We start from the raw sequence: 12019 nt of genomic DNA, 5'->3' as shown, positions 1-12019 counted from the left end.
CGTGCCCTGCGGCTACCAGCTCAGGTCATTGGGGCCGCTGCCACGATCGCGACGGAACCCTTCGTCGTAACTTTCGCCGGACTCGGTTGCTGCGGCGGGTACCTCGGTGACGGAATCGGATTCGGTGGTCTCGGTAGCGGGCCCGCGCTGTGAGGCGGCCTCGCGCAAGGTGACCGCATCGGCGAATTCCCATTGCTCCGAGTCGCCGTGCACCGGCATCCGGGTACGAACCGGTGGGGCCTTGGGAAGTAACCGATCGATATCGGGCAGGTCCGGCATCAAGTCCGCTAGCTTCGGTTGCCGCAACCGAGCACCGAGCACCGGCTCGAACAGTTCCGCATTGCGCCGGGCGACCTCGGCTTGCGCGTCACGGATCGCCGCGGTCACCGCCTCGGCCAGCCTCCGGCGGGTCAGGTCCGCCACGCCCGGCGCGAACCGGGTCTCGAGGATCGCGCCATCGGCGTTGAGCGCCACGGTGACCAGCCCGCTGGCGGCCGAGCCCGTCACGACCATATCCGCGCGTTGTTCCTGGGCTCGCTTCAGGGCGTCGATCTGCTCGCGCATCCCTTCCATGACTTCCGCGAGCATCTGCTCCCGCAGCGAATCCCGCATAGTCACAAGTGATACGGGGTCGAGCCGTCGATGGCATCGGCGACAGCGGAGACGGCAGATTCTGCGGGGTTCGGGAGCAGTACGTCCAAGCTGGTTTCGGCCAATCCAGCAGCGACGCCCGAGACGAGCTCGCCGAACGCGCCAGCGGCCGCGCTCACCGCATTGCCTTCTGGCTCAGTTGGACTTGTCGCGGTCGGTTCGGTGTCGGCCGGTCCGACGTCGCCGGGGTGCTGAATCGGCTTGTCCGGGTCGGGTGTTGGTGAGTCTTTCTCGGGCGGCCCCTGGACGCTGCCGAGCATCCCCCGAACCCCGGAGAGCAGCGCCGAACTCATCCCGCTCAGAGCGTTCAACGCCTCCGATTGGCCAGCTTGCGATTGGTTTGTCGCAGCGGGGTCATCGATGATTGTTTCCGGTGCAGCCGAGAGCTCCGGGGTCGCTGCCGACGGTGACCATGTCGATAGGGCCCCGCCTCCTGGTAGGGCCCCGTTATTCCAGGAGCTGGATGCCGTGCCGCCGTTTGCGTACTGCTGCAACAGCTCCTGGTTTGTACGCTCGGCCTCATCGAACATGTCGGCGGTCTCGGTCGCGCCGTCAGAGATATTGGAGAACGTTTTGGCGTACCCCTCAGCGTTGCTGACGACGATCTCACCGATCTCGTCGAATCCCGGATCTCCGTTTTGCCCATTGCGGAAAGGTTCGGCGAACTTGTCGCCCCCAGCCGCTTGCGGGAGATTAGCGAGGATGCTCACCAGATTCTCTTTTGCCGCGGTCAGCTTCTCAGCGATGTCGTCCATCCTGGATGCGGCGTCTCGCAACCGTTCTGGTGCGATCTCGATGTTTTGGCCGGACACGACAACCACCCCCGTTCGATCAACACCTGATCAGCTGATCATGTCAGCCCTTCGATTGTGACGCAAGGCACCTGCGCCGCACTTTACCGTCGCTTAAGACTGTGCGCCGCATTACTTTTCGTGGACGTGCCGTCCGTGCCTCGTCGCTGGTACAGGCGATCCCGACCGATCTGGACCCTCGTCGCAACAGCCGCTCACCCCCGCCGATGGTTATTCGTTACGGCTATGTCAAGGGAACCTAAGCTATCTCGAATCCTGCTGCGGTGCAGTCACATGGATGTCACTATGTGCGCGCAGGAGACAGGCTCCCCTCGTGGGGGCGCATCGGCGTGTTGGAGGAGCACTGCGATGGGTGACGAAACTATGCACAAGATCGAAAAGATAACCAAGCCGCCGGAAGCGTGGACCGAGCTGGCGGGAAGCGGCCTGGTGATGATGCTTCCCAAGACCGCGAAGATGATGGCGGAGCTGTGCGGGAAGTTCGTCGGATCCGTGCTCGGTGCCAAAGACTCCGTGGCCGATGTCGTCGAGGTCAAGCAGGTTTCGTCCTTGGACGTCGATGGAAGTTTGACCAGGCGAATCAATGATCGCGGTGCTGAGCTGACGCTGATCCTGGATGCGCATGCTCGGATTCTCACCGAGATGGCGGCGGCGTTCGTTGCCGCCGGCAAGACTTTCGCCGACCAAGACGCTGATTCGGCTGCCGATCTGGATCGTATTGTCATCCCGACGAAAGCGCCCGCCGACTGGTCGTCCGATGCCCCCGGAAGGATGTCCAACATCGATCTGGACCGGCACTTTGGTCTCCCGGACGGGTTGGGGCCGAAGATCACCGATGGCACGCACGTCCCGAATCCGCTGCCAGGGACGCTGACTCAGGGCGATGCGATGAGTATGGTCCCTGAAGAACTGGTCGAGCTGCACAACAGTATCGACGCCTCCGGTATCGCTTTCGCCGCTGACCGCTGGCATTGGGCCGCCGGCCAGCTCGAAACTCAGTCCGAAACATTCCGAACGCAACTAGGGGGGATCATGAAGGAAGGCTGGCTGGGTGCCAGTAGAGAGAAAGCCGCCGATGCTTCCGGTGCATACTTGAGAGACTTCAACCAGCTGACTAGAGACATGAAAGTCACTGGTGACACGCTGCATTACACCGGCGACGCGCTGTATCAAACCTGGAAAGCGACCGAAGAAGCCCAGTATCTGAAATCGGAATCCGATGCCCGGTTGCTCGCCGAAGAGGTCGACTACGGAATGCTCGGCAGGGTTCGAGATGGTGTGAACAAGTGGTACTGGGGTCACATGGACACCTCGTCCGGTGCGGGCACGCAGGATAAGGGCGCGGATCTGGTTCCGATCATGCTGCCCTTCTCCAACCCATTCTCCACTGGCCCGATCCTTGTGCCGCGAGATCTGATTGATTTGTTCACAGAACCCACGTCAGGTCTTCCCGTGGTTGCTGTGTCGAAGGAGCAAACCGGCACACTCAACTTTCCGCCGCATAGTGTCTTTGTCGCTGATTCACGTTTCCCAGAAATGTCTTATCCGGTCAGCCCATTCACACCGGCCGAGGCCGGCTCGTCAGAAGAGTCATCGGTGACCGATGGTGTTGGTAATCTGGGCGGTCCAAGTCCGGGGCTTGGTCCGATGGCGACAGGACCATTGCCGACCGGGGGCCGGAACAACTTGCCGTCCAATAGCTCGACCGCCGGTGGTGTCGGTGACGGCTTGGCGAGTCTCGGTCAGGGCCTCGGCAACGCGCTGCAGTCCGCGGCAAATGCGGCGAAGGATTTGCCGGGCAGCGGTACGCCTTCTACCGCGCCCGGGAGTCCTTTGAAAACGATGTCCGCCAGTGCCGGACCACTAGCTGCCGGCGCCAAGTCAGGCACCGGCGGCGGGCTCGGCGCAGCCAAGGAGCTCGGACGATTGTCGAGCCAGTTCCCTCGCGCCGGGGCTTTGGGGCCGGTATCGACCGGGGCTGCCATGACCGCCGCGCGAGCCGGAATGGCTTCGACCGCAGGAACACCGGGATCGCCGGGCTCCGCGGGTTCGGCGGGCCGTGGTGCAGGACAGGGCGAGAACGCGCGGAAGCGAGCGGAATACCTGGACTCGGTGGAGAACATGGAAGAGATCATCGGTTCCGCGCAGATAGTCGCCCGGCCGGTGCTGGATGACCAATGATCCTTGCGCGCGAGGAATCGGAAGCCGATGAGTAGCAGTTGGCGATTCTCAGATCTCGAGTTCGTCGTGATCTGGGAGTCGATGCGCGACGGAACCGTCCCGCCTCCCTTCGTGTACACCAGTCGCACACCCATCTACCAGGACTATTTGCGGGAGAAGGCCGAGGCGCGGGAGAGCTTGCGGAGCCGGTTGGGGCAGGCCTTCGGCAGTGCGCTCGTCGCGATGGCGCGGCCGGAGATTCGGATCGTGGTGCGGGGCTGGGACAGTCGTGATCCGGCGAATCCGAAGGGGCGAATCAGCCTGCTGGCGGTTAGGCGTGGCAACGAGGGCTATCTGATCACGCAGGAGGCGGGTGAGACCGTCTGGCACAGCGCCGGTTTCACGGTGGAACAGTGTGGCGCACTCGAGCTGGCGGAAGTAGTGGCGCGTGCACTTCCACACAGTGACGCCGGAACATTGGACCGCCTCGCCTTGGATTCGGTAGCCAATCCGGAAGCTGATCTGGACTTCCGCTACGGCCGATCGGTTGCCCATGAGCTGAACTATGACCCGGACCGAGACCGGCTACAACGGTTTCTCAGCGCGACACCAGAGGCCGGTGGCCGGATCGAGGTCGCGCAAGTGGGTTCGCGGTTCGGGCCGCGCGGTGTCTTCCGGCGCGCACTCGACTGGCGCGATCTGGCCGGGGACGGAAGATACGCAATCACCGAGGGCTGCCCACGAATGGCGGTAGGTGTCGACGCCAAACGGTTGACGTCCTTGATCAACGTCGAGATCGCCGAGGTGGTCCGCGCGATCAAGGATGAGCGGAGATGAGTCAGTCGGCCACCTGGTCGGTGAGTGTCAGGAACACCGGTATTCGAGCCAACGGGTGGTCTGGCCCGAGCTGTCGCAGGGCAGCGTTGTGGTTCATTTCCCGGCTGCGTAGCTCCTGGTAGTAGGCGCGGGCTCCGGGGTCATGCAGCATCGCGGCATGGGCTTGGTTGTGCAGGGCGTCGACAAGGCGGTCGTTGTGGACGAACATATCCGCCAGATTGGAGCAGATGGCACATAAAGGGACGTAACAACGCTGGTTCCTCGCGTACTCCTCTTCATCCCGTTCGCCGGACCCACACCATCTGGCAGTACTGGCCCGTCCCGGCTTCGTCAGGGCCGCTCCCACCCTCCCCGGCACCACCCGGATCAGGCTGCCCTCAACTCCACCGACCTACTACGACAGGCCGGAGGCGGGGGTCTTTCACCTCCACTCGAAACACAGCGCCTCACGGCGCAAACCAAGTCTGTGCCAGATCCACGATTCGCGTGCCGTTGACAGCATCGAGAAGTTAACGGAAATTGATAAACACCAGGTCAAGCAGCAAAACCCCAAGAACTTGAAGGGGTTCGAGTTCCATCATGGTGGCTGATCGGCAAGACGTGCGCTCCAGATCATCCCCGGTCTGTGAAGCCGCGCCGGGCAGGGCGGCGATCATCGTCTCGCCCGGCATCGCGGCTTGGGCGCCGACTCGATTCCAAACCAACGCGATCGTCTCCGCCGGCGATGAACAGGGTCGGCGCGCGAACCGCGCCCAGCGCGATGCCCGCCAGATCGGGCCGACCACCACGGGATACCACCGCGGCGATGTCGACGCTCGGATCCGCCGCAGCGACCAGGGCCGCACCCACACCCGTGCAAAGAATTGCGCCACTGGCCGCAAACGAGCAGTGTCTGCGCTGGTAGACGTGGGTCGTCTCGGACCGAGACTTTCGACGTCATCGACCGGACTGGGTGCATGGTCTCCGGCGACGACTTGGCTGAGCAGTTGCGCCGCGATGTGCTGTTACGCCTGGACACACTGCTGACCGATTAGGGTCTGAGCGCATGGCAGTCCTCTCCCGCTCCAAAGTAAGCCTGGCGGTCGTAAGCCTGGCGATGTTACTCGGTGTGGCCGTTGCGGTTTCGATGCTCGCGACCCTGGCTTTCGCGGCGATCGGCCACCCCGAATGTGCGACCATCCCCGAAGATGTGGGTCCCTGCGGATACTGGGCCCGCGTGGCGTATTACGGGCCGTTCATCATGTTGTGGGGAACGGTCGTCCTCGCAGTACCGGGAGTAACGGTGTGGCTGGTGGTCGTCGCCGCACTCGCTCTTTTCGCAGCGCTACGCCATCGCCGCGAGTCGTCACCGCCACAAGTCACCGCGAAGCGCCCCCGCGTCATCATCGCCTCGCTGAACCGCTTCGTCGATGATGAGGACCCGGACTGGATCTGGTGGTCCTGTAAATACGAGTTGCGCGGCGAAAGCGTCGGTATCGACGACTCCGGCAACCCCGACCTTCAAGACGTCGTGAACGGAGTCCTCGACTACGCCCGCGAGTGGTCGAACCGCTACGACATCACCATCGAGTGGACCGTTGACGGTGACCCACCCGACGACGGAACGGTCGAAGACGCCATCGCCGCGCTGGGTGTGACTCTGCCGGCTCGAATCCCGGGTATGTAAGTTCTCCGGTGTAACTCCTGAGGACGATAGATGCAGTTGTGACTGATGAGAAGTCCGAGCAGCCTGTTTTGACGATGGATGAGCAGATCCGTCGGTGGGCCGTGGAGGCCCGCCGGGACGGGTTGCAGTTGGTAGGTGAGGGCGGGCTGCGGGCGCGGATGATGGTCAATCACGCAAAACGTGCCAGATCCACGATTCAACCGAAGTTGACACAGCCGCGTTGATTCATGCGTTCGAAGTATGCGTCTTCTTCACCGATGGTCCCATAGACCGTCAAGTCCGGGTTGCGCATGGTCGTCCAGTTGCTATGAAGTAGCCGTATGCTTGCGGCTGCCCGCTTTGATGCACCCTCATGCCGATGAGCGCGCCTGTCATGCCACCGGTGTGACTACCTCCACGACCTCGGCTAGGCCGACGAGTCTGGCACCCTCGAGCATCGATAGCCGCAGACCGGGCGTGATCGATGGCCAGAGATCAGGTCTGACCAGATGGAGTCGCACCATCGCTTCTTCACCGAGCGCGAGGGTTCTGTTTCCTTTGAGTGTCAAGGGGGCGTCGTGGCTGTCTGGATGGATGTCTGATGGGAAGCCCAGTGCGCTCGATAGCCGGAGCGGATCGGGGTCTGGAGTCCGCCCTGCTCTGTGGTCAGCAGCCGCAATCGTGCACGGATGTATCCGCGTTGGAGTTCACTCGCTGCCGCGGCATTTACCGAGGATATTGCGTCGCTCTGAGCCCGGGTTCGATCATGCGCGAGTTCATGCGGCGCATGCTCGTGCACTCCGCCCATCCCGATTATGTAGTGGTTCCCGCGGGAGTCATCCGCACACGGCTAGCGAGCGAGTCTGTATCCGCGCGGCGAGTTACCCTTCGCTGTAACGTGTTTCACTCCGGTCTGGCAGGCGCATGGGCGGCATCGAAACCGGCTAGGTCACTGCTGCGGTCCATGGCATGATCCAGCACGTGGACGGTGCGGACGGTGGCTTGTTGGTAGATCTTGATCTGGACGCGATCAGGCAGTGGGCTGCAGAGGTTTCCGTCGCAGCAGACCAGCAACTGTTCTCCCGGCATATCGATGAATTCGGCTTCAGTGACGAGAGCTTGCGGGACCCCGCCCGCTTACTCAGGAGCAGCGCGAGCGCCTTTGACGCACTCTGTAAAGGTGTCGACTGGACAAATCGGCTGGGCGTCGCCGCCAGCCTGATCCTTCCGTTGGAGGAAACGGACGCGCTGCCCTCACCGAAGTCACTACGCGCCGGGATCGACTTTCTGCGCAACCATCTGCATCGGAACCAACCGCCCGGCCTCTATCTTCTGCCCGCGGGCAGTTACAGCCAGTGGTCGGATCGCGAAGAGGACTACCGATTCCCCTTCGATCCTCGAAGTGTTGTCGACATTCCGGTCGATTCGGCATTCGTCCGATACATGCGAAGCGACGACGACATCGCGAACGACGACGTCTACTATGGGGCAATCTATCTGATCCGATCGCCCAAGGCGCAACCGTTGAAATAACGGGCCGGGTGGCCCCGAGGACAATGCACGATAGTGCCGCTGGGCGCGCGGTTAGGAACGTCCGCAACTGCCGATGAACGTGCGGCCTGAAGATCAACTGCGTGATCTCAACTTTCAGTAATCAGACGGTGCGATGAGATGAGGTCCCAGGTGAAAGTCCCCGCGCCTGGGTCCTGGTGTACAGCAACGAAATGCACTGCCCCGACAGCGAGTTCGATGGAGATCTGCACGCGCTGAAGGTCCTGCAACAGCTGCCTCGAGTTCTCGTCGGCGACGCCGTAGCCTAATGACACATGGGGCCTGGTGGGAGGCGGCGGGAGAGCGCGAGCGGTTCCGAAGACCTGCTCGACGGCGGTGCGTGTGTCATCGAGCAGTCGCTGCCACCGAATGCTCGATGGTGCCTCCATACCGATGGTGGTGTCATCGGCAACCGGACCGGCCATCGGGACCGCGAAGGGTGCGGCTCTCGCGGCCATTGCGCCGAGGGCATAACCGAACTCTGCAAGTGTTCGGTCGTCGACCTCAGTTCGCCACCAGGGAATTCGGGTGACTGTGGCATGCATCCAGGGGGTTGCCACCGGGGCGCAGAATCCGAACCTCGCGATCGTGTCGACCGCTGGCTGCACGACGCTTGCGAACTCTGGAGCGGGCAGGACGTAGACGTGTAGCGAATCGCGCAGTCGTGGCCATTGGAGAACGCTTGGGTCGAATAGATTTCGCATAGTCGGATCGTAGGGAGAGAAGTCTGCAACGGCGTTTCGAGCATCCACTTCTGCCGCGATCAGGTGGTGAATAGCTCGCCGATCGCAGTCATCGTGGAGCATGGGTACCTCGACCGATATCGACGTTGCCTTCGCTGGTGACGATCTCGTGCTGCGGCTGGCCTGCGCGGCCTACCTCGCCCGCTACACAGGGAACTCCCGGGTCCACTGAACCGCGGACCTGCGCCTGTATTTCCGATGGTGTACCGAGCGTCAGCTCACGCCACTGGCCATGGTGCGGCCAGAGGTGGAACGGTATGTGCGGTGGATGTAGGAGACCCGCTGGTTCAAACCCTCCACCGTCGCTCGCCGCACTGCCGTGCTTATCGGATTTTATCGCACCTGTGTCATCGATCGGTGTTCTGGAGCACTCACCCGCGGAGTACGTGCGTCGACCACGGGTTGCCGATGAGTCTGCGACGTTGGGGCTTTCGCATCTGTAGTTCGAGGCGCTGCTCACGGTGGCGCGGGACTCGGCCTATGCCAGTGATTTCGCGTTGGTGGCGATGCTCGGGTTGCTGGGATTGCGGATCTTCGAAGCCTGCGGATCCGACATTGACGATCTGGGCGAAGAACACGGGCATCGAGTCCTGCGAGTTGTCGGCAAGGGCGCCAAGCTCGTTCTGGTGCCGCTACCGCCAGCAGTGGGCCCGGTAATCGACCGATCGTGCGGTGATCGCGCCGGCGGTCCAATTCTGTTGAACACTCGCAGTCGACGAGTGGACCGCCACTGCGCAACCCGTCGCCTAACCGAAGCTGGCACAGAAAACTGGGATGCGGTTGCCGCGGATGCACCCGCATATGCTGCGGCCCACGTTCGTGACCACCATGCTCGACGCGGGAGTCGGTCTGCGAGAGGTACAGATCGCCGCCCGTCATGCCGACCCGCGCACGACCATGCGCCATGATCGAGCGCGAACGAATCTCGACCGGCACCCGAACTACATTCTGGCCGCCTACATGGCCTCCGGCACATGACATCTCAACCGTGCACTACATTGCCGAATTGAGCGCGATCGGCTGGTCTACAGCCTGGGTAGACTCAGGTGGTTGTGCCGTCCGGTTCGCCAACTGCAGGCGGCCACCGTCGCGGCCAGGGTCAGGAGCGCTCCGCCGATAATCAGGACGATCGGCTCGTCGTAATCCGGTGTTGCCACGGCGGTCACATTGAGCATGGCGTGAAACAGAATCGCAGCCAGGATGCTGTGGCCGGTCACGTTGTGCAGCCAGACAATCAGCACTCGCCCGGCTACGGTTCCGGCGAACCACCCGGCGATCCACCAGAACTCGTGCCCGACCTGGGCAAGTGGCACCAGATGCCATGCCGCCCAATATATTCCGAGAACGATGCCCGTCCACGCCGGACCCCAGCGCTGTTGCAGAGGATCGGTCGCATAGCCAGTCCACCCCAGCTCCTCACAGGTCGCCGAGAACCACGTTGCGATCACCACGAAAGGCAACGCCGCCAAGGCAATCGGAACACCCCCGTCGGCCTCATCGAACCCGGAGACGATCCAGTGGGCCGCTACTGCGGCGGCCACCGGCAACCCTGCCGCCGCCAGGTACCACACCTTGTGGGGCGCGGCCGAATAGTCGAACGCACGCCGCAGCAACGCCCACACCGCCGTCCTACCCTCGTCGCGGTACACGAGGAGCACCGCCGCGAGCACCGGCACCAGGAACATCACCGCGCTTGCAGGCAACCCCAGCGCGCCCACCCGCACACTGTCGAGGACCGCTCCCAAGCCGAAAAACGGCAACGACATCGCGGTGACCAACGCCAGGAACAGCAGTGGACGCCGCCCGGAATCGAGCTCATAACCCATCGCACCATCTTGCCGTACAACTAAATCGCCGCCGGCCCCTAGGGCGTCGCCGCTACATCCGCTACTGCCGCCTATCGACTGTTGAGCACCGGTTGCTCAGCTTGCCTGGGGGGTGGGGTCGTGGGGATGATCGAGGTCGGTCATGATGCGTTGTGGACCTGGCGGGTGATCAGCGCTCGAGGCAGCGGATGATCTCGCGTTTGGGCAGTCCATCGGTGGTGCATGTGCAGGGCGGCGTTGGCGTGGCGATCGCCGTACGGGTTGAGTCGGTGGCGGTGGGTTTTGCCGCTGCTGGCGGGGATGGGATTGGCGGCGCACAATGCGGCGAACGCGTGCGTTTGGCGATGTACGCCTGATCCAGCCCCACCCTCGCCTCGATCCGCAGCATCGCGACCGCGCCGGCTTGCGAGACCACCCCAGCCCCGTCCCCGTCAATTTTCAGCGATGGGTACCACGACGTAGACTCCTTCACCAGAAAGGTGCTCCTTACACTGCCCTATTCGACCCCCATCAAGTCGAATCATCGCAGCTCAGAGCACCTTTCGTCATTTCTGGACCATCAATGTCTCAATCGGCATGATTGGTCGAGGCTAGGACGCAATGGATCGGTTCATCTGCGCGGTCAGGCGTAGATCCGGCAGTAGATCTCGATGATCTCGTCGGCGGTGGGTGTGCGGGGGTTGTTGGTAGGGGAGCCGGAGGCGAGGGCCTGTTCGGCCATGAGTTCCAGGCGGGTGTTCCAGTCGTCGGCGTCGATGCCGTAGGCACGGGGTGTCGGTACGGCGACGTCGTTGCAGAGCTGATCGAGTTCGTCGACCAGGGCGGTGGCTGCGACAACGTCCGGCGCGGATTCCGGGACGATGCGCATGGCGCGGGCGCAGTCGGCGTAGCGGTCCAGGGCCGCGTCGACCGAGAACCGGGTCACTTCGGGCAGCAACATGGCGTTCGACAGCCCATGAGCGATGTGGAAGTGCCCCCCGATTGGGCGGCTCATACCGTGCACCAGGGCCACACTCGCATTCGAGAACGCCATACCGGCTTGCATGGATGCCAACATCATCGCCTCGCGCGCCTGCGGATCCGCGCCGTCGACGTAGGCGCGGCGCAGGTGTGCGGCGATGGTGCGCATGGCCGCCAGCGCCAGAGCATCGCTGAAACCGTTGCTGCGGCGGCTCACATACGCTTCGATCGCGTGGGTCAGTGCGTCCACTCCGGTGTCAGCGGTCAGGCGCGGCGGCATGGACGTGGTCAGCTCGAAGTCGACCACGGCTGCCACCGGCAGGAACGCCAGGCCCGGACACAGCATCTTCTCGTCGGTGACGCTGTCGGTGATGACGGTGAACTGCGTTGCCTCCGAGCCGCTTCCAGCTGTGGTCGGCACCGCGATCACCGGCAGCGCGGGTCCGGAGAACGAGCTGGGAGCCTTGTAGGAGGCGACGTCACCGCCGTTGACCGCCAGCACGGCCAGTGCCTTGGCGGCATCCATCGGGCTGCCGCCGCCGAAACCGATCACCGCGTCCGCGGCGTGCTCGCGGATGGCGTCCAGGGCGGGGCGCAGGGAGTCGGTGGTCGGGTCCGGCACGGTGTCGTCGAAGACCGCGGGTTCCTGCCCGGCGGTGCGGAGAATCTTCACCAGCCGCTCGGTGTGGCCGCTCTCGGTCAGATAGCGGTCGGTCACGAGCATCGGGCGCGTGACGCCGAGCTCGGTGACCACGTCGCCGAGCTCGGTGACCGCGCCCGCGCCGATACGCGCGAACCGCGGTAGTTGAATACGTGTCGTCATCGCTGTGCTCG

At 63.3% G+C, this 12019-nt stretch carries 11 protein-coding genes and 2 pseudogenes; 5 read left to right on the top strand and 8 right to left on the bottom strand.

Features of this window, described 5'->3' with window-relative positions; translation table 11 throughout:
- Positions 1–12: 12 nt before the first annotated feature.
- The gene (locus AB0L63_RS26940) at positions 13–612 is read right to left on the bottom strand and encodes a YbaB/EbfC family nucleoid-associated protein (protein ID WP_364505953.1); all 600 of its coding nucleotides are present in this window, start codon (positions 610–612) and stop codon (positions 13–15) included.
- A 2-nt stretch (positions 613–614) separates the two neighbouring features.
- Positions 615–1463, bottom strand: a complete 849-nt coding sequence (locus AB0L63_RS26935) for a hypothetical protein (RefSeq protein WP_364505951.1) — start codon at positions 1461–1463, stop codon at positions 615–617.
- 348 nt (positions 1464–1811) lie between these two features.
- Here AB0L63_RS26935 and AB0L63_RS26930 point away from each other — a divergent pair, with 348 nt between their 5' ends.
- Positions 1812–3644 (top strand): hypothetical protein, encoded by a 1833-nt coding sequence (locus tag AB0L63_RS26930; protein ID WP_364505949.1) that lies wholly within the window; start codon positions 1812–1814, stop codon positions 3642–3644.
- Between the two features lie 27 nt (positions 3645–3671).
- Entirely contained in the window at positions 3672–4460 is a 789-nt protein-coding gene (locus tag AB0L63_RS26925; protein ID WP_364505947.1) for an ESX secretion-associated protein EspG, read from the top strand.
- A 1-nt stretch (position 4461) separates the two neighbouring features.
- Here AB0L63_RS26925 and AB0L63_RS26920 read toward each other — a convergent pair whose 3' ends face one another.
- Positions 4462–4668 (bottom strand): hypothetical protein, encoded by a 207-nt coding sequence (locus AB0L63_RS26920; RefSeq protein ID WP_364505945.1) that lies wholly within the window; start codon positions 4666–4668, stop codon positions 4462–4464.
- 424 nt (positions 4669–5092) lie between these two features.
- A pseudogene (locus AB0L63_RS26915) lies at positions 5093–5365 on the bottom strand (phosphoribosyltransferase); the annotation flags it as partial.
- Between the two features lie 140 nt (positions 5366–5505).
- Between AB0L63_RS26915 and AB0L63_RS26910 the strand changes: the two are divergent.
- On the top strand, positions 5506–6126 hold the full coding sequence (locus tag AB0L63_RS26910; protein ID WP_364505943.1) for a hypothetical protein: 621 nt from the start codon (positions 5506–5508) through the stop codon (positions 6124–6126).
- Positions 6127–7074: 948 nt separating this feature from the next.
- Complete coding sequence (locus AB0L63_RS26905; protein ID WP_364505941.1) at positions 7075–7638, top strand: hypothetical protein; 564 nt, start codon at positions 7075–7077, stop codon at positions 7636–7638.
- Between the two features lie 107 nt (positions 7639–7745).
- Here the strand turns inward: AB0L63_RS26905 and AB0L63_RS26900 are convergent, their stop codons facing one another.
- Entirely contained in the window at positions 7746–8201 is a 456-nt protein-coding gene (locus AB0L63_RS26900; RefSeq protein WP_364506229.1) for a 2'-5' RNA ligase family protein, read from the bottom strand.
- A gap of 954 nt (positions 8202–9155) precedes the next feature.
- Here AB0L63_RS26900 and AB0L63_RS26895 point away from each other — a divergent pair.
- Positions 9156–9377: a tyrosine-type recombinase/integrase gene (locus AB0L63_RS26895; protein WP_364506226.1), complete on the top strand. Its 222-nt coding sequence runs from the start codon at positions 9156–9158 to the stop codon at positions 9375–9377.
- Between the two features lie 47 nt (positions 9378–9424).
- Here the strand turns inward: AB0L63_RS26895 and AB0L63_RS26890 are convergent, their stop codons facing one another.
- From AB0L63_RS26890 to AB0L63_RS26880, 3 genes and pseudogenes are all read right to left on the bottom strand, one after another.
- Positions 9425–10225, bottom strand: a complete 801-nt coding sequence (locus AB0L63_RS26890) for a CPBP family intramembrane glutamic endopeptidase (protein ID WP_364505939.1) — start codon at positions 10223–10225, stop codon at positions 9425–9427.
- Positions 10226–10446: 221 nt separating this feature from the next.
- Positions 10447–10557: pseudogene (locus AB0L63_RS26885) on the bottom strand (transposase); the annotation flags it as partial.
- Between the two features lie 290 nt (positions 10558–10847).
- Positions 10848–12008 carry an iron-containing alcohol dehydrogenase gene (locus tag AB0L63_RS26880; protein ID WP_364505937.1) on the bottom strand — a complete coding sequence of 387 codons (1161 nt, stop codon included), beginning with the start codon at positions 12006–12008 and terminating at the stop codon, positions 10848–10850.
- Positions 12009–12019: the final 11 nt, after the last annotated feature.

The sequence above is a fragment of the Nocardia sp. NPDC051990 genome, from assembly GCF_040680755.1.
Taxonomy (GTDB): domain Bacteria; phylum Actinomycetota; class Actinomycetes; order Mycobacteriales; family Mycobacteriaceae; genus Nocardia.
This window is presented reverse-complemented; position numbering and strand designations above follow the sequence as displayed.